The sequence below is a fragment of the Klebsiella sp. WP4-W18-ESBL-05 genome (assembly GCF_014169075.1).
Lineage (GTDB): Bacteria > Pseudomonadota > Gammaproteobacteria > Enterobacterales > Enterobacteriaceae > Kluyvera > Kluyvera ascorbata_B.
Genome location: NZ_AP022057.1, coordinates 2474249 through 2497258 on the forward strand (window position 1 = coordinate 2474249; position 23010 = coordinate 2497258).

29 protein-coding genes and 5 pseudogenes are annotated in these 23010 nt (G+C 56.3%); 19 read left to right on the plus strand and 15 right to left on the minus strand.

Translation table 11 applies throughout. From position 1 onward, the window contains the following. Window positions 1-70: 70 nt before the first annotated feature. On the plus strand, window positions 71-961 hold the full coding sequence (locus tag H7R58_RS11920) for a LysR family transcriptional regulator (protein WP_106926968.1): 891 nt from the start codon (window positions 71-73) through the stop codon (window positions 959-961). Between the two features lie 57 nt (window positions 962-1018). Here the strand turns inward: H7R58_RS11920 and paaY are convergent, their stop codons facing one another. From paaY to H7R58_RS11955, 7 genes and pseudogenes are all read right to left on the minus strand, one after another. After that, complete coding sequence (gene paaY, locus H7R58_RS11925; RefSeq protein WP_182930559.1) at window positions 1019-1615, minus strand: phenylacetic acid degradation protein PaaY; 597 nt, start codon at window positions 1613-1615, stop codon at window positions 1019-1021. 11 nt (window positions 1616-1626) lie between these two features. After that, window positions 1627-2553 (minus strand): phenylacetic acid degradation operon negative regulatory protein PaaX, encoded by a 927-nt coding sequence (gene paaX / locus H7R58_RS11930; RefSeq protein ID WP_181357996.1) that lies wholly within the window; start codon window positions 2551-2553, stop codon window positions 1627-1629. Between the two features lie 158 nt (window positions 2554-2711). After that, window positions 2712-4028, minus strand: a complete 1317-nt coding sequence (paaK, locus tag H7R58_RS11935) for a phenylacetate--CoA ligase PaaK (protein ID WP_182930558.1) — start codon at window positions 4026-4028, stop codon at window positions 2712-2714. 28 nt (window positions 4029-4056) lie between these two features. Beyond that, the gene (pcaF, locus tag H7R58_RS11940) at window positions 4057-5262 is read right to left on the minus strand and encodes a 3-oxoadipyl-CoA thiolase (RefSeq protein ID WP_071696747.1); all 1206 of its coding nucleotides are present in this window, start codon (window positions 5260-5262) and stop codon (window positions 4057-4059) included. Further along, a complete protein-coding gene (gene paaI, locus H7R58_RS11945; RefSeq protein ID WP_071696746.1) occupies window positions 5262-5684 on the minus strand; it encodes a hydroxyphenylacetyl-CoA thioesterase PaaI in 423 nt (140 codons plus the stop codon). Before paaI ends, pcaF begins: the two co-directional genes overlap by 1 nt. Next, window positions 5677-7095 carry a 3-hydroxyacyl-CoA dehydrogenase gene (locus H7R58_RS11950; protein WP_182930557.1) on the minus strand — a complete coding sequence of 473 codons (1419 nt, stop codon included), beginning with the start codon at window positions 7093-7095 and terminating at the stop codon, window positions 5677-5679. The genes paaI and H7R58_RS11950 overlap by 8 nt, the downstream gene beginning before the upstream one ends. Window positions 7096-7098: 3 nt before the next feature. Continuing rightward, window positions 7099-7197: pseudogene (locus tag H7R58_RS11955) on the minus strand (2-(1,2-epoxy-1,2-dihydrophenyl)acetyl-CoA isomerase); the annotation flags it as partial. 56 nt (window positions 7198-7253) lie between these two features. Between H7R58_RS11955 and H7R58_RS11960 the strand changes: the two are divergent. Further along, a protein-coding gene (locus H7R58_RS11960) for an IS1 family transposase (protein ID WP_223335778.1) occupies window positions 7254-7951 on the plus strand; the annotation gives its coding sequence in 2 pieces (ribosomal slippage) (window positions 7254-7503 and window positions 7503-7951; 699 coding nt in all). Between the two features lie 13 nt (window positions 7952-7964). Here H7R58_RS11960 and H7R58_RS11965 read toward each other — a convergent pair. After that, window positions 7965-8147, minus strand: a pseudogene (locus H7R58_RS11965) (amino acid permease); the annotation flags it as partial. A gap of 648 nt (window positions 8148-8795) precedes the next feature. Here H7R58_RS11965 and H7R58_RS11970 point away from each other — a divergent pair. From H7R58_RS11970 to H7R58_RS11980, 3 genes are all read left to right on the plus strand, one after another. Then, a complete protein-coding gene (locus tag H7R58_RS11970; protein ID WP_000493286.1) occupies window positions 8796-9125 on the plus strand; it encodes a type II toxin-antitoxin system RelE/ParE family toxin in 330 nt (109 codons plus the stop codon). Further along, a complete protein-coding gene (locus tag H7R58_RS11975) occupies window positions 9106-9387 on the plus strand; it encodes a helix-turn-helix domain-containing protein (RefSeq protein WP_000780222.1) in 282 nt (93 codons plus the stop codon). Before H7R58_RS11970 ends, H7R58_RS11975 begins: the two co-directional genes overlap by 20 nt. Before the next feature lie 277 nt (window positions 9388-9664). Beyond that, window positions 9665-10645 carry an IS5-like element ISKpn26 family transposase gene (locus H7R58_RS11980; protein WP_000019445.1) on the plus strand — a complete coding sequence of 327 codons (981 nt, stop codon included), beginning with the start codon at window positions 9665-9667 and terminating at the stop codon, window positions 10643-10645. A gap of 316 nt (window positions 10646-10961) precedes the next feature. On the opposite strand, the gene H7R58_RS11985 is transcribed toward H7R58_RS11980, so the two are convergent. Further along, window positions 10962-11477 carry a non-heme ferritin-like protein gene (locus tag H7R58_RS11985; RefSeq protein WP_264988221.1) on the minus strand — a complete coding sequence of 172 codons (516 nt, stop codon included), beginning with the start codon at window positions 11475-11477 and terminating at the stop codon, window positions 10962-10964. 78 nt (window positions 11478-11555) lie between these two features. On the opposite strand from H7R58_RS11985, the gene H7R58_RS11990 reads away from it, so the two are divergent. Further along, a complete protein-coding gene (locus tag H7R58_RS11990; protein ID WP_001395480.1) occupies window positions 11556-12587 on the plus strand; it encodes an IS630-like element ISEc33 family transposase in 1032 nt (343 codons plus the stop codon). Between the two features lie 356 nt (window positions 12588-12943). Here the strand turns inward: H7R58_RS11990 and H7R58_RS11995 are convergent. After that, window positions 12944-13075, minus strand: a pseudogene (locus H7R58_RS11995) (IS6 family transposase); the annotation flags it as partial. A 62-nt stretch (window positions 13076-13137) separates the two neighbouring features. On the opposite strand from H7R58_RS11995, the gene H7R58_RS12000 reads away from it, so the two are divergent. From H7R58_RS12000 to H7R58_RS12015, 4 genes and pseudogenes are all read left to right on the plus strand, one after another. Then, complete coding sequence (locus H7R58_RS12000) at window positions 13138-13842, plus strand: IS6-like element IS26 family transposase (RefSeq protein WP_001067855.1); 705 nt, start codon at window positions 13138-13140, stop codon at window positions 13840-13842. 53 nt (window positions 13843-13895) lie between these two features. Next, a complete protein-coding gene (locus H7R58_RS12005) occupies window positions 13896-14663 on the plus strand; it encodes a DUF1883 domain-containing protein (protein ID WP_001159650.1) in 768 nt (255 codons plus the stop codon). A gap of 123 nt (window positions 14664-14786) precedes the next feature. Then, window positions 14787-15425 (plus strand): annotated as a pseudogene (locus H7R58_RS12010) (CpaF/VirB11 family protein); the annotation flags it as partial. Further along, a complete protein-coding gene (locus H7R58_RS12015) occupies window positions 15425-15958 on the plus strand; it encodes a phospholipase D family nuclease (RefSeq protein WP_182934781.1) in 534 nt (177 codons plus the stop codon). The pseudogene H7R58_RS12010 and the gene H7R58_RS12015, both read left to right, overlap by 1 nt. Before the next feature lie 172 nt (window positions 15959-16130). Here the strand turns inward: H7R58_RS12015 and H7R58_RS12020 are convergent, their stop codons facing one another. The 4 genes from H7R58_RS12020 to H7R58_RS12035 form a co-directional block, all read right to left on the minus strand. Further along, on the minus strand, window positions 16131-16445 hold the full coding sequence (locus H7R58_RS12020; protein ID WP_000091613.1) for a hypothetical protein: 315 nt from the start codon (window positions 16443-16445) through the stop codon (window positions 16131-16133). 254 nt (window positions 16446-16699) lie between these two features. Further along, window positions 16700-17056 carry a cupin domain-containing protein gene (locus H7R58_RS12025; protein ID WP_000215515.1) on the minus strand — a complete coding sequence of 119 codons (357 nt, stop codon included), beginning with the start codon at window positions 17054-17056 and terminating at the stop codon, window positions 16700-16702. After that, window positions 17046-17447 (minus strand): HepT-like ribonuclease domain-containing protein, encoded by a 402-nt coding sequence (locus H7R58_RS12030; protein ID WP_001293886.1) that lies wholly within the window; start codon window positions 17445-17447, stop codon window positions 17046-17048. The genes H7R58_RS12025 and H7R58_RS12030 overlap by 11 nt, the downstream gene beginning before the upstream one ends. Continuing rightward, window positions 17444-17734, minus strand: a complete 291-nt coding sequence (locus H7R58_RS12035; RefSeq protein WP_001247892.1) for a nucleotidyltransferase family protein — start codon at window positions 17732-17734, stop codon at window positions 17444-17446. Before H7R58_RS12035 ends, H7R58_RS12030 begins: the two co-directional genes overlap by 4 nt. 158 nt (window positions 17735-17892) lie before the next feature. Between H7R58_RS12035 and H7R58_RS12040 the strand changes: the two are divergent. Continuing rightward, window positions 17893-18066 (plus strand): annotated as a pseudogene (locus H7R58_RS12040) (DUF4158 domain-containing protein); the annotation flags it as partial. 32 nt (window positions 18067-18098) lie between these two features. Here H7R58_RS12040 and merR read toward each other — a convergent pair. Next, window positions 18099-18554: an Hg(II)-responsive transcriptional regulator gene (gene merR / locus H7R58_RS12045; RefSeq protein WP_001166628.1), complete on the minus strand. Its 456-nt coding sequence runs from the start codon at window positions 18552-18554 to the stop codon at window positions 18099-18101. Window positions 18555-18625: 71 nt separating this feature from the next. Here merR and H7R58_RS12050 point away from each other — a divergent pair, with 71 nt between their 5' ends. The 8 genes from H7R58_RS12050 to H7R58_RS12085 all read left to right on the plus strand — a co-directional run bounded on the left by H7R58_RS12050 (window position 18626) and on the right by H7R58_RS12085 (window position 23004). After that, on the plus strand, window positions 18626-18976 hold the full coding sequence (locus tag H7R58_RS12050) for a mercuric transport protein MerT (protein ID WP_001294660.1): 351 nt from the start codon (window positions 18626-18628) through the stop codon (window positions 18974-18976). Between the two features lie 15 nt (window positions 18977-18991). Further along, on the plus strand, window positions 18992-19267 hold the full coding sequence (merP, locus tag H7R58_RS12055) for a mercury resistance system periplasmic binding protein MerP (RefSeq protein ID WP_000732276.1): 276 nt from the start codon (window positions 18992-18994) through the stop codon (window positions 19265-19267). Between the two features lie 27 nt (window positions 19268-19294). After that, window positions 19295-19702 (plus strand): organomercurial transporter MerC, encoded by a 408-nt coding sequence (gene merC / locus H7R58_RS12060; protein WP_000522993.1) that lies wholly within the window; start codon window positions 19295-19297, stop codon window positions 19700-19702. 38 nt (window positions 19703-19740) lie between these two features. Further along, window positions 19741-21423 (plus strand): mercury(II) reductase, encoded by a 1683-nt coding sequence (gene merA / locus H7R58_RS12065; RefSeq protein WP_000281123.1) that lies wholly within the window; start codon window positions 19741-19743, stop codon window positions 21421-21423. Between the two features lie 17 nt (window positions 21424-21440). After that, window positions 21441-21806, plus strand: a complete 366-nt coding sequence (gene merD / locus H7R58_RS12070; protein ID WP_001277463.1) for a mercury resistance co-regulator MerD — start codon at window positions 21441-21443, stop codon at window positions 21804-21806. Further along, on the plus strand, window positions 21803-22039 hold the full coding sequence (gene merE / locus H7R58_RS12075) for a broad-spectrum mercury transporter MerE (RefSeq protein ID WP_001087807.1): 237 nt from the start codon (window positions 21803-21805) through the stop codon (window positions 22037-22039). Before merD ends, merE begins: the two co-directional genes overlap by 4 nt. 65 nt (window positions 22040-22104) lie before the next feature. Continuing rightward, window positions 22105-22317 (plus strand): DUF3330 domain-containing protein, encoded by a 213-nt coding sequence (locus tag H7R58_RS12080; RefSeq protein WP_000993245.1) that lies wholly within the window; start codon window positions 22105-22107, stop codon window positions 22315-22317. A 129-nt stretch (window positions 22318-22446) separates the two neighbouring features. After that, window positions 22447-23004: a recombinase family protein gene (locus tag H7R58_RS12085; RefSeq protein WP_001162010.1), complete on the plus strand. Its 558-nt coding sequence runs from the start codon at window positions 22447-22449 to the stop codon at window positions 23002-23004. The last annotated feature ends 6 nt before the right edge of the window (window positions 23005-23010 follow it).

Here is a 23010-nt window from a genome sequence, read left to right on the forward strand (position 1 = left end):
CGCGCGACGAACATTAAACTAAAAAAATCCCTCTGGAGCTATGAACCAGATTCATTAATGGCCACATCCCATGCTTAAAGACAACATCAACGACCTCATTTCGTTTATGGTCGTGGCGCGCGAGCGCAGCTTTACCCGTGCGGCGGCGCAGCTTGGCGTGTCGCAGTCGGCGCTGAGCCACGCGATGCGCAATCTGGAAAGCCGTCTCGACGTACGTCTGCTGACCCGCACCACCCGCAACGTGGCACCAACCGAGGCGGGCGAAAAACTGTATCAGCGTCTTAGCCCACATCTGCTGGAAATTGAGCAGGAGATTTCCGCGCTGCGTGACACCCGCGATCGTCCGGCGGGAAATATTCGCCTGACGGTGGGCGAACATTCGATGAATACGCTGATCTGGCCGCGAATCAAGCCATTTATGCAGCAATACCCGGAAATCAATATTGAAGTGACCGTCGACAACGGTCTGACCGATATTGTTGATGCGCGCTACGACGCCGGTATCCGGCTGGGTGAACAGGTGGCGCGCGATATGATAGCCGTGCGAATCGGCCCGGATATGCGCATGGCCGTCGTTGGCTCACCGGACTATCTGGCACGCTGCGGCGTGCCGCAAACGCCGCATGATTTACAGCATCACCGCTGTATTAATATGCGCCTGCCTACCCGCGGCGGGTTGTACGCATGGGAATTCGAAAAGGATGGCGAACCGCTGCGCGTCCGGGTTGAGGGCCAGCTGATTCTTAACTGTCTGCCGCAGCGTCTGGAAGCCGCTGAAGCGGGCCTGGGGTTAGCCTATGTGCCGGAAGACACCATCGCCGATGCCGTGGCCGCCGGACGTTTGCAGTCGGTGCTTGAAGACTGGTGTGCGCCGTTTGCCGGCTACTATCTCTACTACCCCAGCCGCCGTCAGCACACCGCCGCCTTTGCACTGCTGGTCGATGCGCTACGCTACCCGTAGCGACGATTTTGTAGGCCTGATAAGGCGAAGCCTTATCAGGCCTACATTCCTCTTGCGCTAAACAGCAGATTTAGGCTGCAGGTTTTCGTCAAACGCCAGACGCTTACGGTCCGGCTCTTCTTCGGTTAACGGTTCGACGGCAACCAGCGTCTTCTGACAGCGGTCGACCAGCACCTGATACTCGCGGGTGCCCTGCTTTTTCCACTCGCGCTCCTGCTCGGTTAAGGCGCGAATCGCCTTCGCCGGGCTGCCGATAATCAGGTGGTTAGCTGGCATTTCCGCCCGCGCCTTCACGAAAGCACACGCGCCAACGATACTGTTTTCACCGATGGTCGCGCCGTCAATAATCACCGCACTCATGCCAACCAGCGCGTTACGGCCAATCACGCAGCCGTGCAGAATGGCGCCATGGCCGATGTGCCCGTCTTCTTCCACCACCGTGTCCTGCCCGGGGAAACCGTGCATGACGCAGTTATCCTGAATGTTCGCACCATCTTTGACGACGATACGCCCAAAATCGCCGCGCAGGCTGGCGTTCGGCCCCACGTAAACCCCTTTGCCAAGGATCACGTCACCAATCAGCACGGCGGTGGGGTGAACATAGCTTTCTGCGGGCACGACGGGGATCATTCCGTCTATCTGGTAAATCGGCATCTGGGCTCCTGTTACGCCTCGGACAAACCGCCAAAGCGCTGATAATAAAGCGGCCCCGGCGCGGGCAGTTCACCCACCGAACTTTCGCCTTTTTCACTGACAAAAGCCTGCGCGCCTGGGGCAACGCGTTGATAAATGTTGATGCACAGCTGACGCGCCGTCTGCCCCAGCCAGTGCGCAGGCAGCAGCTCTTCCGGCAGCAGCGGATCTTTCAGCACCACCCGACGATAGAAGTGAATCAGCAGCAGGCGGATCTGGAAGCAGCGTTCCGGTGTCAGCTCCGCCGGTTCGGCGTCGCGCAGTAGCGCCAGCAGCGGGCGAAACAGCGTGATAAAAGCCTCATACATGGCGTTCTGTTCAGTCAGATGCCAGCACTCTTCCACGCGCTCACGCAGCGCAGCGCGGGAAAGCGCCAGCGGTGAGTGCGCCTCAAAGAAGATCACGTTTTCCGCCACGCCGGCTTCATGCAGCAGCGACTGCACGTCGGCGAGTTTTTGCGACGGTGAGGCCAGCAGGCTGGGCGCAAGGACGCCAAACCCCTGCCAGATAAGCTGTTTTTTCACTTCGGCGAGGGTCTGTTTTTCCAGCCCTTCGGAAAGCAGGAGCAGCCAGGTGCCGTCCCATTCCGGCGCGCTGGCGCGGTAAATTTTGCTCTCGGCACGGCGGGTTAAGCGCAATCCTTTGTCGCTGAGGCGGTAGAAGCTGCGGCGGCCGATACGCACCACGTCCAGCCACTCTTCTTTGTTGAGGCGAAACAGCGCGGTACGCACGAAGCGTTCACCGAATCCCAGCCCTTCCAGCAGCGCAGCGACGCTGCCCAGCCAGACTTCCCCGCCGCGCTGGGATAGGCAGTCTCCGTATAGCGACGCAATCAGCGAGGTGCCGCTGATGGGCATCGCGGTCACCGCCTGTTGAATAAAGCTATCGAGTTTTTCCATATGATTCATACTGTTGTTATTTTTGTCCTTTTTGAATCATAGCACAGGAATAAAGCAGCGAAACGCCAGGAGTTTGTAGGCCGGATAAGGCAACGCCGCCATCCGGCAGCGTTGCGCCATTGTGCCTGATGGCGCTACGCTTATCAGGCCTACGAGAGTTAGCCGTTGGCAGCGGCTTTACGCAGGTCAAATACGCGGCAGGCCTTGCCTTCGGAGCGTGGAATGCTGCCGCAGTTAACGATGCTCACGTCCGTTGAAATGCCGACCATCGACTTAATGCGATGACGCAGGTGGTGGCAAATCTGGCAGCGCTGCTCGTGGCTCAGTACGAGGCTACTCTCTTTCAGCTCAACGCGAATCGAAAGTGAATCAAGATGCCCACGGCGATCGACTTCCAGCTGGTAGTGCGGCGCCAGATGTTCAATCTTGAGGATCTCTTCTTCCACCTGCGATGGGAAAACGTTCACGCCGCGAATAATCAGCATGTCGTCGCTGCGCCCGCTGATGCGATCCATCCGGCGCATAGTGCGGGCGGTGCCCGGCAGCAGGCGCGTCAGGTCGCGGGTGCGGTAACGAATGACCGGCAGCGCTTCTTTGGTGAGCGTGGTGAACAGCAGTTCGCCGTGCTCGCCGTCAGCCAGCGGCGTACCGTCGTCCGGGTTGACCACTTCCGGGAAGAAATGGTCTTCCCAGATGGTTGGGCCGTCGGCGGTTTCAATACACTCCATCGCCACGCCCGGCCCCATCACCTCAGACAGGCCATAGATATCCAGCGCGGTAATGCCCAGACGGCGTTCAATTTCCGCCTTCATGCCGCTGGTCCACGGCTCGGCGCCGAAGACGCCGGTACGCAGCGAACAGCCGCGCGCGTCGCCGCCCATCTGGCGTTCCAGCTCTTCAATCAGGTTCAGGCAGTAAGATGGCGTCACCATGATCATGTCAGGTTTGAAATCGCGGATCAGCTGCGCCTGTTTCTCGGTCTGGCCGCCGGACATCGGGATCACCGTCGCCCCTAAACGCTCGGCACCGTAGTGCGCGCCCAGGCCGCCGGTGAACAGGCCGTAGCCGTAGGCCACATGAATTTTATCCTTTGCCGAGCCACCAGCGGCGCGCAGCGAACGGGCGACGATGTTCGCCCAGGTATCGATATCGTTCTGCGTGTAGCCAACGACGGTCGGTTTACCCGTCGTACCGGATGACGCATGAATACGCACAATCTGTTCCATCGGTACCGCGAAGGTATCGAACGGATAGTTATCGCGCAGGTCCTGCTTGGTGGTGCACGGGAATTTGCTCAGGTCGCTCAGCTCACGGAAATCATCCGGGTGAACCCCCGCCGCATCAAATTTGCGGCGGTACATCGGCACGTTTTCATAGGCGTGTTTGAGCGTCCACTTCAGGCGCTCGGTCTGCAGAGCGACTAATTCGTCACGCGATGCGGTTTCAATCGGATCTAATGTTGTTATCGTTGTCATTTTGTAGGGTACTCGCAGGTCAATTCGCTCACACACGCTCGAGGATCAGGGCAATGCCCTGGCCCACGCCAATACACATCGTACACAGCGCATAACGTCCATTGCGTCGTTCCAGCTCCAGCGTTGCCGCCAGCGCCAGACGCACGCCGCTCATCCCCAGCGGGTGGCCTAAAGCGATGGCGCCACCGTTTGGATTCACGTGCGGCGCATCATCCGCCAGCCCCAGCTGCCGCATCACGCCCAGCGCCTGGGCGGCAAAGGCTTCGTTCAGCTCAATCACGTCCATATCGTTAATATTCAGCCCGGCACGCTCCAGCACTTTACGCACCGCCGGAACCGGCCCCAGCCCCATGTACTTCGGCTCAACGCCCGCCGTCGCCATCGCCACGATGCGCGCCCGCGGCGTCAGTCCCTGTTCTTTTACCTGCTGTTCACTGGCGATAATCATCGCCGCCGCGCCGTCGTTCACGCCCGAGGCGTTGCCTGCCGTCACCACGCCGCCCTTGCGGAACGGGGTTTTCAACTGAGCAAGCTGTTCCATTGTGGTTTCCGCACGCGGGTGCTCATCGTCGCGCACCGCGCTGACCGCGCCCTTCTTACCGATAATCTGTACCGGTACGATTTCCTGCGCCAGAATGCCGTCACGCTGCGCTTTTGACGTGCGCTGCTGGCTGCGGTAGGCGAAGGCGTCCTGATCTTCACGGCTTATATTTAACAATTCGGCTACATTCTCCGCCGTTTCCGGCATGCTGTCAGTACCAAATTGTTGCTGCATGAGCGGGTTCACAAAACGCCAGCCGATGGTGGTATCGAACATTTCCGCCTGACGCTGGAACGGCGCGGTGGCCTTGCCCATGACGAACGGCGCGCGGGACATCGACTCGACGCCGCCGGCAATCAACAGATCCGCATCGCCCGCCTTAATGGCTCGTGCGGCAAAGCCGATGGCGTCCAGCCCGGAACCGCACAGACGGTTGATGGTGGTGCCCGCCACGCTGTGCGGATAACCCGCCAGCAACGTTGCCATATGCGCCACGTTACGGTTGTCTTCACCGGCCTGGTTGGCGCAGCCGAAAATCACATCGTCGATGGCGCTGGCATCCAGGCGCGGGTTGCGACGGAGCAATTCACGCAGCGGGATCGCCGCCAGATCGTCAGCGCGAACCCCCGCCAGCGCGCCGCCGTAGCGGCCAATCGGGGTACGAATTCCGTCACAAATAAAGGCGTCACGCATTAGGCTTCTCCTGTGATTGTGCCGCCGATGCGGTGCGATTTTCCGCGAAACAGGGCAACGGTTTTTTGCTGTTGATTAACAATCTCAATGTCGTAAACGCCGGTCAGCTTGCCCTGCTGTTTCACCCGCGCGGTGGCGGTAAGCAGATCGCCTGTGAAGGCCGGGCGCAGGAAATCGATGCTCGCCGCCGACGCCACCGCCGCCAGCCCCTGGCTGTTACAGGCGTAGGCAAAGGCGGTGTCCGCGAGCGAAAACAGCTGCCCGCCGTGACAGGTCTGGTGGCCGTTGAGCATCGATGGCAGCACCGCCATCGTCATCTGCGCATAGCCTTCATCCATTTCGATAATCTCGATGCCCAGCGCGCGGGCGCAGGTATCTTTCTCGTACATGGCGCGGGCGTTGCGCCAGGCCTGGTTACTCATGACGCATCTCCAGCAGCGCCATCTGGCGCAGTCGCGCACTTGGGCGGTAGCGTTCTTCGCCGTAGTGCTGTTGTAGGTTTTCCAGCAGGCGCAGCACGCGCCCCCAGCCAAGCGATTCACCCCAGGCAATCGGACCGCGTGGGTAGTTCACCCCCAGACGCATAGCGGTATCGATATCATCCGCGCTGGCGACGCCTTTTTGCACCGCATCCAGCGCTTCGTTCGCCAGCATCGCTACCGTACGCCATACCAGCAGGCCGGGATAATCAGCAATGTGCAGAACCTTTTTGCCCTGCTGCTGGAAGTAGTACACCGCTTTGTCGGTTGCCGACTGTGGGTTGGTTTGCGCGCTCGCCAGTACGACCGTGTCGCCCGCCGCATGGTCATAAACCACCACCGGACGCTGATGCTGGACGCTTAAGGCCAGCGCGGTTTCACCGGTGGTTTCAAGGAGCAGCACATCATCCAGTTCAGTGACAACGTCACACTTAATGTTTTTTGCTGCATTTTCAGGCACTACCGCTGCAACAGCCAGATCAGGCGATACTTCAACAGGCCAGCGATAGACGCCGTGGCCGCTCTTCTTGCCCAGACGCCCGGCCAGCGCCAGCTCCTGCTGAAGCAGCGCCGGCAGAAAACGGCGGTCCTGCCAGAAGGCGTTAAATACCGAACAGGTGACGGCAAAGTTGACGTCCTGACCAATCAGATCGGTCAGCGCCAGCGGCCCCATCGGGAAACCGCCGCCGTCGCGCAGCGCCGCGTCAATCACTTCCGGCGCGGCGACCTGTTCCTCCAGCGCCCGCCAGGCTTCGGCGTAATACGGGCGCGCCACGCGGTTGACAATAAAGCCCGGCGTGGAGCGGCAGCGCACCGGCTGCTTACCCCAGGCGCTAACGCACTGGCAAAGCTGCTCCACCACTTCCGTGGAGGTGGCAAGGCCGCTGACGACCTCGACCAGCTTCATCACCGGCGCCGGGTTAAAGAAATGCAGCCCCGCCACGCGTTCGGGATGTTTGATGCCCGCCGCAATGGCGGTAATGGAAATCGACGAGGTGTTGCTGGTCAGCAGCGTCGACGGTGAACAAATCTCCGCCAGTTGGCTGAACAGCGCCTGTTTAATCTCCAGGCGTTCCGAAGCGGCTTCAATCACCAGCTGCGCGTCGGCAAGCTGGTGTAATTCCGTCGCCGGTGTAATCCGCGCGAGCAGGGACTGCGCCAGCTCGGCGCTGATTTTCCCCCGGCTGACGCGGGCGTTGAGGCGCTCGGCAATACCGTCGATAGCGCGGGTAATTGCCTCAGGCGAAATGTCATACAGCCGGACCGCGTGTCCGGCACCGGCCGCCACTTCGACGATCCCGGCCCCCATGGTGCCGCCGCCAATCACGGCGACGGTGTGAAGAGTCTGGCTCATGGCTTATTTCCCGCTGAACTGTGGCTGACGTTTGGCGAGGAAGGCGCTGACGCCTTCGCGATAGTCGTCGCTGCGACCGGCCATGCGCTGGTAGTCGCGCTCAGGTGATGCTGCCAACTTACTGATTTAGTGTATGATGGTGTTTTTGAGGTGCTCCAGTGGCTTCTGTTTCTATCAGCTGTCCCTCCTGTTCAGCTACTGACGGGGTGGTGCGTAACGGCAAAAGCACCGCCGGACATCAGCGCTATCTCTGCTCTCACTGCCGTAAAACATGGCAACTGCAGTTCACTTACACCGCTTCTCAACCCGGTACGCACCAGAAAATCATTGATATGGCCATGAATGGCGTTGGATGCCGGGCAACCGCCCGCATTATGGGCGTTGGCCTCAACACGATTTTCCGCCATTTAAAAAACTCAGGCCGCAGTCGGTAACCTCGCGCATACAGCCGGGCAGTGACGTCATCGTCTGCGCGGAAATGGACGAACAGTGGGGATACGTCGGGGCTAAATCGCGCCAGCGCTGGCTGTTTTACGCGTATGACAGGCTCCGGAAGACGGTTGTGGCGCACGTATTCGGTGAACGCACTCTGGCCACACTGGAGCGTCTTCTGAGCCTGCTGTCGGCCTTTGAGGTCGTGGTATGGATGACGGATGGCTGGCCGCTGTATGAATCCCGCCTGAAGGGAAAGCTGCACGTTATCAGCAAGCGTTACACTCAGCGCATTGAGCGACATAACCTGAATCTGAGACAACATCTGGCAAGGCTGGGACGGAAGTCACTGTCGTTCTCAAAATCGGTGGAGCTGCATGACAAGGTCATCGGGCATTATCTGAACATAAAACACTATCATTAAGTTGGAGTCATTACCAGGTGAAAGCACCGAGGGCACCAAAGCTTATCATCGATACCACTAAGTTCAGGTCAAGGAACAGGGCCAGCAGCGAGATGGTGGCAACGAACAAAATGGCCCGCCACGGTGTGTGGAATTTGCGATGCAGATGGAAGAACACTTTGCGTGGTAGTACGCCTTCTCGCCCCATGGCATAGAAGGGGTCAGTTTGGAGATCGGAAATTTTTGTACGTTAAGCACATTATTCAACCAATTCGGATGCGTAAGTGATTGATTTATCGTCAGTGGCTATCGCTTTTAGGTTGTCGCTCTTGCTGTATCGCATTTAGGTTATCCGATTAAGACAAAATCCCCTGAAAACGCTGTATAGCGCGGGAGTACACCCTATTGCTATAGGTAAGTCTGTTCAAAAAACAGGCTTACCGTACAATAATTCTCTATATCCAAACTGACCCCTACACGCTCGTAAGCGGCTCTTACGACCCGCTAACGCGGAGATACGCCCCAACTGCGGCTTCGCCTTGTTGTGACCACTCCGACCGCGCACAAAAGCCTCTGAGCCGCTTTTAGCGGAATATGGCTTTGCAGGGTGAAGGGATGGATAGGCGATCCCTTTCGATCCCTCACTGGTATCGGCGGCTAACCCTCGGTGCTACCTGTCATTTCATCCTGCCGCCTTACATGCGCTAACGCGCATAAATCCCCGTTCCTCAGTGGAACGAAAACTCACGCTAACAGGGTAGTGACCGGGTAGCCACGATAACTGCCAACAAAATTAGCTTATAGGTTAATTCTACCTTGTCTGAAATTAGCCTATAGGTTAATATTAATAGAAATGGGAGGTCACATGTTTAGCGTTGTTTATCACCCGGAAGCCAGGGAAGAAGCCACAGCATTACCCGTAAAAATCAGGGTGAAGTTTGACCGTCTCATCGGCAAACTGGAGTATGACGCCCGATTACTGCGGGAGCCGGACACGAAGCCCCTGGGCGATGGACTTTTTGAGATCCGCACGATGGGGACGGACATAGCCAGGGGAATCTGGGTATACCACAAAGGCAATACCATCATCATGCTCCGTGTTTTCATCAAGAAGTCACAGAAAACGCCAGCGAAAGAAATCGATCTCGCCAAAAAGCGGTTAGCGGAGGTACTTAATGAAACTGGTAAGCCATAAAGAACTGCATAACGAGTGGATGCAGGACGATGAATATCGCGCTGCATGGCAGGAAGAAGAACGTAAGGAAAAGCTCAGGGAGCTGCTTGCTGAATGGCGCAAGCATGACAACCTGACAAAAGCGCAGGTTGCTGAACGCATGGGGGTTACACCTCCGGTTATTTCTCGCCTGGAAAACAACATCACCAAAGCCAGCATCGACACACTGACCCGCTACGCTCACGCCTGCGGCATCAAGAAACCTGTCATTGCCCTGTACTGAATAGCCAGCCCTCCGGGGCTGGCCTTTTTGTTTCGGTCAGTCCCAAAATTTTGTTAAAGCAAGTTTAAAATGTCACCTGTTTCTCCAAAGTTGAAATGTCACTTCTAAGCCAATCTATTTATACATAATCTTTACATCTTTCCCCGGTGACAAAGTGCTAATTGGTCTGTAATGTTCAATGTGTGGCAGGCAAGCCGCCGGTGACTTAGGGAAGGTGCGAACAAGTTCCTGATATGAGATCATCATATTCATCCGGAGCGCATCCCAGAGGGACATCATGAGCCATCAACTCACCTTCGCCGATAGTGAATTCAGCACTAAGCGCCGTCAGACCCGAAAAGAGATTTTCCTCTCCCGCATGGAGCAGATTCTGCCATGGCAGAATATGACCGCTGTCATCGAGCCGTTTTATCCCAAGGCGGGCAATGGCCGACGGCCCTATCCGCTGGAGACCATGCTGCGTATTCACTGCATGCAGCATTGGTACAACCTGAGCGACGGTGCCATGGAAGATGCCCTGTACGAAATCGCCTCCATGCGCCTGTTTGCCCGATTATCCCTGGATAGCGCCCTGCCGGATCGCACCACCATCATGAATTTCCGCCACCTGCTCGAGCAGCATCAACTGGCCCGTCAATTGTTCAAGACCATCAATCGCTGGCTGGCCGAAGCAGGCGTCATGATGACCCAAGGCACTTTGGTGGATGCCACCATCATTGAGGCACCCAGCTCGACCAAGAACAAAGAGCAGCAACGCGATCCGGAGATGCATCAGACCAAGAAAGGCAATCAGTGGCACTTTGGCATGAAGGCCCACATTGGTGTCGATGCCAAGAGTGGCCTGACCCACAGCCTGGTCACCACCGCGGCCAACGAGCATGACCTCAATCAGCTGGGTAATCTGCTTCATGGAGAGGAGCAATTTGTCTCAGCCGATGCCGGCTACCAAGGAGCGCCACAGCGCGAGGAGCTGGCCGAGGTGGATGTGGACTGGCTGATCGCCGAGCGTCCCGGCAAGGTAAAAACCTTGAAGCAGCATCCGCGCAAGAACAAAACGGCCATCAACATCGAATACATGAAAGCCAGCATCCGTGCCAGGGTGGAGCACCCGTTTCGCATCATCAAGCGGCAGTTCGGCTTCGTGAAAGCCAGATACAAGGGGCTGCTGAAAAACGATAACCAACTGGCGATGTTATTCACCCTGGCCAACCTGTTTCGGGTGGACCAAATGATACGTCAGTGGGAGAGATCTCAGTAAAAACCGGAAATAACGCCAGAAATGGTGGAAAAAATAGCCTAAATAGGCTGATTCGATGTGTTTGCGGGAAAAAAATCGGCCCAGATCCGCGAAATTTTAATCAGCGAGTCAGCTTGGGAAGAAATGACCTGCTTATTCGCACCTTCCTTAATATAAAGACACAAGCAGAGACATTTTTGGCACGATATAAAAACGCTAAGTTAAAAAATCACTATGACGTGTTGGGTATCAAATGTTCACTGGCATAAACCTCTGTTTCTGATGTAAAACAGATTTTCTGAGGAGGCGTAAAACCTCCTCGTACTGCGAAATTGATTTAGTGATAGCGATCGATCACGCCAACCAGATAGTGGTCGGTTTGCTGCATGTTGATGCCCGCTTTTTTAGCGCTGCGGACTTCATCCAGAATGATTTGCAACAGCGTCCCGTCCACGATTTCCTCTTTTCTGTATCGCTTCAGGAAGTTAATCGCTGACTTATCGTTTGCTGCCTGGGCGTCTTCCGTCAAAGAGGTCAGCGCATTAATGCGCTTCTGGTAATCGCTTACCGTCTGCTCAAACAGATCTTCCAGCGTGGAAAATTCACCGCACCGGGCGTGTTGCTCCTGTAACACCGGCGTGGCGCCGCTCTGTTTGATGTATTCGTACATGCGCATCATTTGCGTCACCGTATTTTGCGCCTGATGACGCAAAAATAGTGCGGTGCCATTAAGGCTATTCTCGCTGCACCTCTGGCTGAGCTGAAGATACAAATTTGAGGTATAAAACTCCTGATTCATTTGCGCATTCAGTTTTTGAACTATTCCGCTAAATAGCTGCGCGGAATAGTAGATCACTGAAAGGGAACTCAGCCCGGATTGTGCGATCTGATCAATCGCCAAACCAACCAAAATCACCAACCGGACTGAGCGATGCCGATCATAGTACCAATACCCCGTGGCGAACGACGCCTGATGCAGAAAGCTATTCATAAAACGCGTGATAAAAATCATGCCCGCAGACTCACGGCCATGCTGATGCTTCATCGGGGTGAACGGGTCAGCGATGTTGCCAGAACTCTCTGTTGTGCCCGTTCATCCGTTGGTCGCTGGATTAACTGGTTTACGCACTCAGGTATTGAAGGCCTGAAATCCTTACCCGCAGGGCGCTCCCGACGCTGGCCTTTTGAACATATCTGCACCCTGTTACGTGAGCTGATAAAGCATTCTCCCGGCGATTTTGGTTATCAACGTTCACGCTGGAGCACCGAATTACTGGCAATAAAAATCAATGAGATAACCGGTTGCCAGTTACATGCAGGAACCGTTCGCCGCTGGTTGCCATCTGCGGGGCTTGTATGGCGCAGGGCCGCGCCAACTCTGCGTATCCGTGACCCACATAAAGATGAAAAGATGGCGGTAATCCACAAAGCGCTGGATGAATGCAGCGCAGAGCATCCGGTATTTTATGAAGATGAAGTGGATATCCACCTTAATCCTAAAATCGGTGCGGACTGGCAGTTGCGCGGACAGCAGAAACGGGTAGTGACGCCGGGGCAGAACGAAAAATACTATCTGGCCGGCGCACTGCACAGTGGCACGGGTAAAGTCAGCTACGTGGGCGGCAACAGCAAAAGTTCAGCGCTGTTTATCGCTCTGCTGAAGCACCTGAAAGCCACTTACCGGCGGGCGAAAACAATCACGCTGATCGTTGATAACTACATTATCCATAAAAGCCGCGAAACACAGCGCTGGTTGAAAGCAAATCCCAAGTTCAGGGTAATTTACCAGCCGGTTTACTCGCCGTGGGTGAATCATGTGGAACGGCTATGGCAGGCACTTCATGACACGATAACCCGTAATCATCAGTGCCGCTCAATGTGGCAGTTACTGAAAAAGGTCCGCCATTTTATGGAAACCGCCAGCCCATTCCCCGGAGGAAAACATGGTCAGGCAAAAGTGTAGCGGTATTAGGCGCAGCTATTTAGCGATCATAGGACTTCCTTATTTCTTGTCATCTCAGAAAACGGTCACTCTTCGAAAAAACAACCAGAATAAAAGCGATTCTTTCGCTTTTTTTATTGCGCCTGGTTACGCAGTCATATTCATTTTAAGTCGGGATGCTCCTTATTTAAATATCCACCCCTACTATCGCATTTCTATCTGGCATTATTCTGTGATGGTGTTTCGATATTCACACTCCCTGTGCCAATCCTTTCTTATCGACAGTAGGAAACTTCCTCCGGCTATTCTGCTGAACACGATTAGGGGCACTGTTGCAAAGTTAGCGATGAGGCAGCGTTTTGTCTTATTCAAAGGCCTTACATTTCAAAAACTCTGCTTACCAGGCGCATTTCGCCCAGGGGATCACCATAATAAAATGCTGAGGCCTGGCCTTTGCGTAGTGCACGCATCACCTCAATACCTTTGATGGTGGCGTAAGCCGTCTTCAGGCACTGTTGCAAATAGTCGGTGGTGATAAACTTATCATCCCCTTTTGCTGATGGAGCTGCACATGAACCCATTCAAAGGCCGGCATTTTCAGCGTGACATCATTCTGTGGGCCGTACGCTGGTACTGCAAATACGGCATCAGTTACCGTGAGCTGCAGGAGATGCTGGCTGAACGCGGAGTGAATGTCGATCACTCCACGATTTACCGCTGGGTTCAGCGTTATGCGCCTGAAATGGAAAAACGGCTGCGCTGGTACTGGCGTAACCCTTCCGATCTTTGCCCGTGGCACATGGATGAAACCTACGTGAAGGTCAATGGCCGCTGGGCGTATCTGTACCGGGCCGTCGACAGCCGGGGCCGCACTGTCGATTTTTATCTCTCCTCCCGTCGTAACAGCAAAGCTGCATACCGGTTTCTGGGTAAAATCCTCAACAACGTGAAGAAGTGGCAGATCCCGCGATTCATCAACACGGATAAAGCGCCCGCCTATGGTCGCGCGCTTGCTCTGCTCAAACGCGAAGGCCGGTGCCCGTCTGACGTTGAACACCGACAGATTAAGTACCGGAACAACGTGATTGAATGCGATCATGGCAAACTGAAACGGATAATCGGCGCCACGCTGGGATTTAAATCCATGAAGACGGCTTACGCCACCATCAAAGGTATTGAGGTGATGCGTGCACTACGCAAAGGCCAGGCCTCAGCATTTTATTATGGTGATCCCCTGGGCGAAATGCGCCTGGTAAGCAGAGTTTTTGAAATGTAAGGCCTTTGAATAAGACAAAAGGCTGCCTCATCGCTAACTTTGCAACAGTGCCCATGCAATTCATCCATAATGATCTTGGTCAAAGAAAAAGAGGGGAGATTGTTGAAATCACCCTTACCAGTGGTGCAAATGTTAGACTAATGGATAGTTCTAACTTCAGTAGTTATAAGAATGGCCGACGACATTCCTACATTGGTGGGTTAGCAAAGCGCTCCCCCATAAGGTTACAGATCCCTTCATCAGGCCATTGGCATATTGCTGTAGATATGCAGGGATTAAGGGGGAGTACCAGGGCTTCTGTTCGCGTTCTTCCAGGGGTTCTTCCTGAAATTCAGGATAGGCCGTTAAGCGAAGTTCCTAGTCTGGTAAGAGATAACAGACCACCGTCAACAGCACAGAGCAACGAGATACATGACGTATTTATTTCGCATGCCTCAGAGGATAAAGATGATTTTGTTCGCTCTCTGGCAAACTCATTAATCAGTCACGGCCTTAATGTATGGTATGACGAAATGACGTTAAGAATTGGTGACAGCCTGAGACAAAAAATAGACAAAGGTTTAGCAAACAGTCGTGTTGGGTTAGTAGTTTTGTCTCCGGCGTTTATAAGCAAAGGTTGGACAAATTATGAACTTGATGGAATCGTCACTCGTGCTATTTCTGGTGAGCAAATATTGCTTCCCATATGGCATAATATTACAAAACAAGAAGTTGTCGATTTTAGTCCATCATTAGCAGACAAAGTTGCTCGTAGTACTGCAACTCATACAATCGATGAAATTGCTCATGAGATAGCCGAGCTACTGCATTCTCGTGGTTAATGTTTATCGAAATTCAAATAGCAAAACAAAAGGATCAATCAGCGATCCTTTTTTTATTTTTATGAATATCAATAAATTACATTCTTAACGTACGTTTTCGTTCCATTGGCCTTCAAACCCCGTGACTGCCGGAAGATTACCGGCAGCAAGCAAAGCCTAACGGATGATGATTTTTTCCTTAAAGAGCTGCACAGCAGCGAAAAATGGCCCGCATTCCTGCAAACCGCCGTTGAGAAGAAACGCACTATCGTGATCTGCGGTGAAACCGGGTCGGGGAAAACGGTACTCACGCGCGCGCTGTTAAAATCGCTACATAAAGACGAGCGTGTAATTATTTTAGAGGACGTTCACGAAGTCACGGTCGATCACGTTGTAGAAGCCGTTTATATGATGTACGGCGATGCAGGAAAGATCGGCCGCGTCAGCGCCACTGATGCCCTGCGAGCCTGTATGCGTCTGACACCGGGCCGTATCATCATGACTGAGCTTAGGGATGATGCTGCGTGGGATTATCTTAAAGCACTTAATACCGGCCATCCAGGCGGTGTTATGTCAACGCACGCTAACTCTGCGCGCGATGCCTTTAACCGTATTGGGCTGCTTATCAAGGCGACCCCTATCGGCCGTATGCTCGATATGAGCGATATTATGCGAATGCTCTACTCCACCATTGACGTTGTGGTGCATATGGAAAAGCGGAAAATCAAAGAAATTTATTTTGACCCTGAATATAAAATGCAGTGTGTGAACGGGAGCCTGTAATGAAAAACTTAGCAACCTGGCTTCTGGCCGCAGCATTTACGACAGCCGCCCTGCCCGCCTTTGCGGTGGAACCATCCGTTCAGGTTGGCTACTCGCCTGAAGGAAGCGCCCGCGTTCTCGTCCTGAGCGCCATTGACTCCGCAAAAACCTCGATACGGATGATGGCTTATTCTTTTACCGCCCCGGATATTATGAAAGCACTGGTAGCAGCCAAAAAACGGGGAGTTGATGTGAAAATCGTAATTGATGAAAGGGGCAATACGGGGCGCGCCAGCATTGCGGCCATGAACTACATAGCGAACAGCGGCATCCCTTTGCGTACTGACAGTGATTTCCCTATCCAGCATGACAAGGTGATCATCGTGGATAATGTGACCGTTGAAACTGGCAGCTTTAATTTCACCAAAGCGACCGAAACGAAAAACTCGGAGAATGCGGTGGTGATCTGGAACATGCCTAAGCTCGCTGAATCATTCCTCGAACACTGGCAAGACCGCTGGAATCGGGGGAGAGACTACCGTTCCAGCTACTGAATACTGACCGCCAAAAGGCGGTTTTTTTGTTCAAAGAAACTGATCTCAGTATCGCGCCCGGGGCAGCTGGCCAACGTCGCCGGCATCGCGCCGGCAAAAATCGAAAAACAGAAATATCAGCAAGATAGCTTAAACAGGTGTCGGGAAATTTCGTTGAGATATTTTGAAGGAATCACAGTGTAAGCAGGCGCTTTTTCAGGGAGGCGCGTTCTTGCGGGTTGCGTCCCTTGTGATTGGCGATGCGATCCGCCGTGGCGGCCTGGCGCTTGACGGGCCAGTAGGAGCGGCCATCCTTGCCCATCGACCAGACGCTGCTGGCCTGGTTTTCCAGCAGGGGCAGATGGGCGCTCAGGGCTTCGGGCGACGCGCTGGTCAGCGCCGTGCGCTCACGGGTGCGCCAGCGCTGATGCCAGAGCTTCTTGTCCTCGCGCTCGCTGCCGCAGGTCGTGTGCCCGACGATGGGTGTTTTGCGGCGGCTGCGGCTCATAACGTAGTGGTCTCCAAGAACATTCAGGACTGATCCCAGGCGTCGATGGTCAAGACCTGATCGGCAGGACAGGCGGCTACGCGGTCGGGAACTGGATGGTGTTCAGTCTCATGCCGACCCCATTCGATTGATCGCGTCGCTTGCGGCACGCTGCGACGCAAGGAGGTTTGCGACCTGGTTTAGCAGCCGTGTCCGCTGCATGTCTGTTACCTATCTCCCCGACCGTTCATTGGACCAACTCCAGAGATTGGGCTCTATCGCTCAGCCAATACGAAACCGGCATTGGCTGATGCCACAACCGAGACTAACACAAATGGCTCGGTACCTGTATTTCGCGCCCCGTGCACTTGGCCCGGTCTTGCCACGGCTATCTCACCTTCCCTGAGGGCACGAACAATCCCATTGCCCTGAAAGTAATCAGCCATTCCCGACAAAACAGTCCACGTGTCTTGGCCGTGAGGATGAATGTGAGCCGCAATTTCCTGCCCGGGATGGACATGCCAAACCACGATAATTGAGTCTCGGGTTTCAAGCACAACGGAACGAATAGGCTCGCCTTCGGACGGCTGAACATACTCGGCTACAGAAAATATTCTCGATTCAACAGTCATCGGAGATCCCTCTTTCACAGTTGTCGTTACGGTCTTCATCGTCGGCATCCTGACGCACGGCGGGCAATTGCTGGAGCAACGCCGGCAGCCATTCCTGTACCGTCTCCCACACCACATCGAGGTTGATGTCGAAATAGCCGTGAGCCATGCGATTACGCATATTGCGCATGCTGCGCCACGGCACGTCGGCATGCGCCTGGGTGAACTCGACGTAGCCATCCATCACCTTTGTGGCCGCCTCGCCGATGACGATCAGGCTCATGATGACGGCCTGCTGGGTGCGCTTGTCGGCCAAGAAGTCGTCCTTGGCCATCCCTTCCACGAAGCTGCGCGCATCGGTTGCGGCCTGCTGAATGTGGTCGAGGTAATCGGGCAGGCGGTTCTCGCTCATATCGGTTGCGCCTCCGCGAGCACCTTGGCCCGGAACTTCGGCGGCAGGTCGCCGGGAGTCAGCAGATCGACGTCAACGCCGAGCAGCGATTTCAGTTCTTCTTCCAAATCGCCCAAGTCCAACAACGTGGCACCGGGCAGCGCATCGACCAACAGGTCGAGGTCGCTGCCATCCCGGTCGGTGCCATGCAGCACCGAGCCGAAGACGCGCGGGTTCGCGGCGCGAAAGCGGCCTACCGCTTCACGCACTGCGCTTCGCTTCATGTCAAGCACAACAGACGGTCGCATGCGCATCCTTTCTTATCGAAACTCGTTGAGATGATATGCAATCAAGAATAGAATTTCAAGAACTATTTTCGAGAATCGCAATGCCTTGATTCCCGTGCCGCGCCGGTTGCCTTGGCGGGCTTGTCACAAACCTACGTTTTCAAGAAGAAGGAAACCGCATGCCCCGCCGTTCGATCCTCTCCGCCGCCGAGCGCGAAAGCCTGCTGGCGTTGCCGGACACCAAGGATGAGTTGATCCGTCACTACACGTTCAGCGAAAGCGACCTCTCCATCATCCGGCAGCGGCGCGGCCCGGCCAATCGGCTGGGCTTCGCGGTGCAGCTCTGCTACCTGGGGTCGTCTCAGAATTCGGAAAATAAAGCACGCTAAGGCGTAGTCACCCCGTGACTCCCCCGCGCCGATGCAGCGAGCTTCGTTCCGTCTTGCAGTGACGCAATCAGCGGGCAGGAAACGTTCCCTTTCCGCGCGTGGCAGGCGCACACCAGTTCAGACAGCACGGCCTCCATGCGTGCCAAGTCGGCCATCTTCTCGCGCACATCCTTGAGCTTGTGCTCGGCCAGGCCGCTGGCTTCCTCGCAATGGGTGCCATCCTCCAGCCGCAGTAGCTCGGCGATTTCGTCCAGGCTAAAGCCCAGCCGCTGGGCCGATTTCACGAACCGCACTCGTGTTACATCCGCCTCGCCATAGCGGCGAATGCTGCCATAGGGCTTGTCTGGCTCCGGCAGCAGGCCCTTGCGCTGGTAGAACCGGATGGTCTCCACATTGACCCCGGCCGCCTTGGCAAAAACGCCAATGGTCAGATTCTCAAAATTAATTTGCATATCGCTTGACTCCGTACATAACTACGGAAGTAAGCTTAAGCTATCCAAACCAAATTTGAAAGGACAAGCGTATGTCTGAACCACAAAACGGGCGCGGCGCGCTCTTCGCCGGTGGGCTGGCCGCCATTCTTGCGTCGGCCTGCTGCCTGGGGCCGCTGGTTTTGATCGCCTTGGGGTTCAGCGGGGCATGGATCGGCAACCTGACGGTGCTGGAACCCTATCGCCCGATCTTCATCGGCGCAGCGCTGGTCGCGCTGTTTTTCGCCTGGCGGCGCATCTACCGCCCGGCGCAAGCCTGCAAACCGGGTGAGGTCTGCGCGATTCCCCAAGTGCGAGCTACTTACAAGCTCATTTTCTGGATCGTGGCCGCGCTGGTCCTGGTCGCGCTCGGATTTCCCTACGTCATGCCATTTTTCTATTAATCACAGGAGTTCATCATGAAAAAACTGTTTGCCGCCCTCGCCCTCGCTGCCGTTGTTGCCCCCGTGTGGGCCGCCACCCAGACCGTCACGCTGTCCGTACCGGGCATGACCTGCTCCACCTGCCCGATCACCGTCAAGAAGGCGATTTCCAAGGTCGAAGGCGTCAGCAAAATTGACGTGACCTTCGAGACACGCGAAGCGGTTGTCACGTTCGATGATGCCAAGACCAGCGTGCAGAAGCTGACCAAGGCAACCGGAGACGCGGGCTATCCGTCCAGCGTCAAGCAGTGAGCCACTGAACCCGAACCTGGGGCGATCATGGGACTGATTACACGCATTGCCGACAAGGCTGGCGCGCTTGGCAGCGTTGTTTCCGCGATGGGATGCGCTGCCTGTTTCCCGGCTATCGCCAGCCTGGGCGCGGCCATCGGCCTTGGCTTTCTACAGGAATACGAAGGGTTGTTTATCTCCAAGCTGCTGCCGCTGTTCGCAGTCGTGGCTTTGCTGGCGAATGCACTGGGCTGGCTGAGTCATCGGCAATGGTACCGCAGCCTGCTCGGGATGGTCGGCCCAGCCATCGTGCTGGCGGCCATGCTCTTGTTTTTTGGCAATTGGTGGACGGCGAACCTCCTCTATGTCGGTCTGGCCTTGATGATCGGGGTGTCGATCTGGGATCTGCTCTCACCGGCCAACCGCCGCTGCGAACTACCACCCAAACACGGCTAACTGCATTGGCAGTTGCCGAAACGAAAAGGAACGATGCAATGTATTTGAATATCACCGGAATGACCTGCGACTCGTGCGCGACACATGTCAAGGACGCCCTGGAGAAAGTGCCGGGCGTGCTGTCGGCGCTCGTGTCCTACCCGAAAGGCTCCGCGCAACTCGCCACCGATCCCGGCACCTCGCCAGAGGCGCTGACCGCCGCTGTGGCCGGCCTCGGCTACAAGGCCACACCCGCCGATGCCCCATCCACTTCAGCGCGGGGCAGACTGCTTGGCAAGGCGCTGGGATGGCTGGGCGGTGGCGACAAGGCTGGTGGTGATGGGGACGGACTGCACGTCGCCGTTATTGGCAGCGGCGGAGCCGCGATGGCGGCGGCGCTGAAGGCCGTCGAGCAAGGTGCGAACGTCACGCTGATCGAGCGCGGCACCATCGGCGGTACTTGCGTCAATGTCGGCTGCGTGCCGTCCAAGATCATGATCCGCGCTGCCCATATCGCCCATTTGCGCCGTGAAAGCCCATTCGACAGTGGCATCGCGGCGACTGTGCCTGCGATTGATCGCAGCAAACTACTGGCCCAGCAGCAGGCGCGCGTCGATGAGCTGCGCCACGCCAAGTACGAAGGCATCCTGGACAGCAACCCGGCCATCACCGTGCTGCATGGTGAAGCGCGTTTCAAGGACGACCAGAGCCTTGCCGTCCGTTTAAACGATGGCGGCGAGCGTGTGGTGGCGTTCGACCGCTGCCTGGTCGCCACGGGTGCCAGCCCGGCCGTGCCGCCGATTCCGGGCCTGAAAGAGTCACCCTACTGGACTTCCACCGAGGCCCTGGTCAGCGACACCATTCCCGAGCGCCTGGCCGTGATCGGCTCGTCTGTGGTGGCGCTGGAACTGGCGCAAGCCTTTGCCCGGCTGGGCAGCAAAGTGACGATCCTGGCACGCAGCACGCTGTTCTTCCGCGAAGACCCGGCCATCGGCGAGGCCGTTACAGCCGCGTTCCGTGCCGAAGGGATCAAGGTATTGGAATACACGCAAGCCAGCCAGGTCGCGCATGTGGACGGCGAATTCGTGCTGACCACCGGGTACGGTGAAATACGCGCCGACCAGCTGCTGGTCGCCACTGGCAGGGCACCGAACACGCGCAGCCTGGCATTGGAAGCGGCGGGAGTCGCTGCCAATGCGCAGGGGGCCATCGTCATCGACAAGGGCATGCGCACCAGTACGCCACACATTTATGCGGCTGGCGACTGCACCGACCAGCCTCAGTTCGTCTATGTGGCGGCAGCGGCCGGCACCCGTGCTGCGATCAACATGACTGGCGGCGATGCGGCCCTGGACCTGACCGCAATGCCGGCCGTGGTGTTCACCGACCCGCAGGTCGCCACCGTGGGCTACAGCGAGGCGGAAGCACATCACGACGGGATCGAGACCGACAGTCGCACCTTGACCTTGGACAACGTGCCGCGTGCGCTTGCCAACTTCGACACACGCGGCTTCATCAAGCTGGTCATCGAGGAAGGTAGCGGACGGCTCATCGGCGTGCAAGCGGTGGCCCCGGAAGCGGGTGAACTGATCCAGACGGCGGTGCTCGCCATTCGCAACCGTATGACCGTGCAGGAACTGGCCGACCAATTGTTCCCCTACCTGACCATGGTCGAAGGGCTGAAGCTCGCGGCGCAGACCTTCAGCAAGGACGTGAAGCAGCTTTCGTGCTGCGCCGGATGAGGAAAAGGAGGTGTTCAATGAGCGCCTACACAGTGTCCCGGCTGGCCCTTGATGCCGGGGTGAGCGTGCATATCGTGCGCGACTACCTGCTGCGCGGATTGCTACGGCCGGTCGCGTGCACCACGGGCGGCTACGGCTTGTTCGATGACACCGCGTTGCAACGGCTGCGCTTTGTACGGGCTGCCTTCGAAGCGGGTATCGGCCTGGACGCACTGGCGCGGCTGTGCCGGGCGCTGGATGCTGCGGACGGTGACGGTGCGTCTGCGCAGCTTGCCGTGTTGCGGCAACTCGTCGAGCGTCGGCGCGAGGCCCTGGCCAGCCTCGAAATGCAACTGGCCGCCATGCCAACCGAACCGGCACAGCACGCGGAGAGTCTGCCATGAACAGCCCAGAGCACTTGCCGTCTGAGACGCACAAACCGATCACCGGCTACTTGTGGGGCGCGCTGGCCGTGCTCACCTGTCCCTGCCATTTGCCGATTCTCGCCATTGTGCTAGCCGGCACGACGGCCGGCGCGTTCATCGGGGAGCACTGGGGTATTGCAGCCCTCACGCTGACCGGCTTGTTTGTCCTGTCTGTGACGCGGCTGCTGCGGGCCTTCAAGGGAAGATCATGACCGCTTCCCAGCCAGCCGAGAGTGGGCAGCTTTGAGCTTCGCTACCAATCTGGAGGAGTACCACCATGAACGCAAACGCCCCGAACACTGCCAGTTGCACCACCTGCTGCGTATGCTGCAAAGAAATTCCGCTCGATGCCGCCTTCACCCCGGAAGGCGCGGAATACGTCGAACATTTCTGCGGGCTGGATTGCTATGAACGCTTCCAGGCACGCGCCAAGGCCGCGACAGAATCTGACATTGCGCCTGTCCCTGGCGGTTCGCAGCCGTCAGATTGAGGCATACCCTAACCTGATGTCAGATGTTGAGCACAAACAACGTCAGAGTAGGGTATTAATTTATATTTATTGACACATTCAGCCAAGGGTAATAGATTTCATCCTGACATTTTTACCTTTGGAGGCATCTTGCAAGGTCAACGTATCGGCTACGTTCGCGTCAGCAGCTTCGACCAGAATCCTGATCGACAACTGGAACAAATAGAAGTCGGCAAGGTATTCACCGATAAGGCTTCAGGCAAGGACACACAACGTCCCGAACTTGAAAGGCTGCTGGCCTTCGTCCGCGAGGGCGACACCGTGGTGGTGCATAGCATGGACAGGTTGGCACGCAACCTTGATGACCTGCGCCGCATCGTCCAAGGGCTGACACAACGGGGCGTGCGCATGGAGTTCGTCAAAGAAGGGCTAACGTTCACCGGCGAGGACTCACCGATGGCCAATCTGATGCTGTCGGTCATGGGAGCCTTTGCTGAGTTCGAGCGCGCTCTGATCCGCGAACGTCAGCGCGAGGGAATCGTGCTGGCTAAGCAGCGCGGGGCCTACCGGGGACGAAAGAAATCGCTGAACAGCGAACAAATTGCCGAGTTGAAACGGCGAGTTGCGGCAGGCGACCAGAAAACCTTGGTGGCCCGTGACTTCGGCATCAGCCGCGAAACTTTGTACCAGTACCTGCGGGAAGACTGACCATGC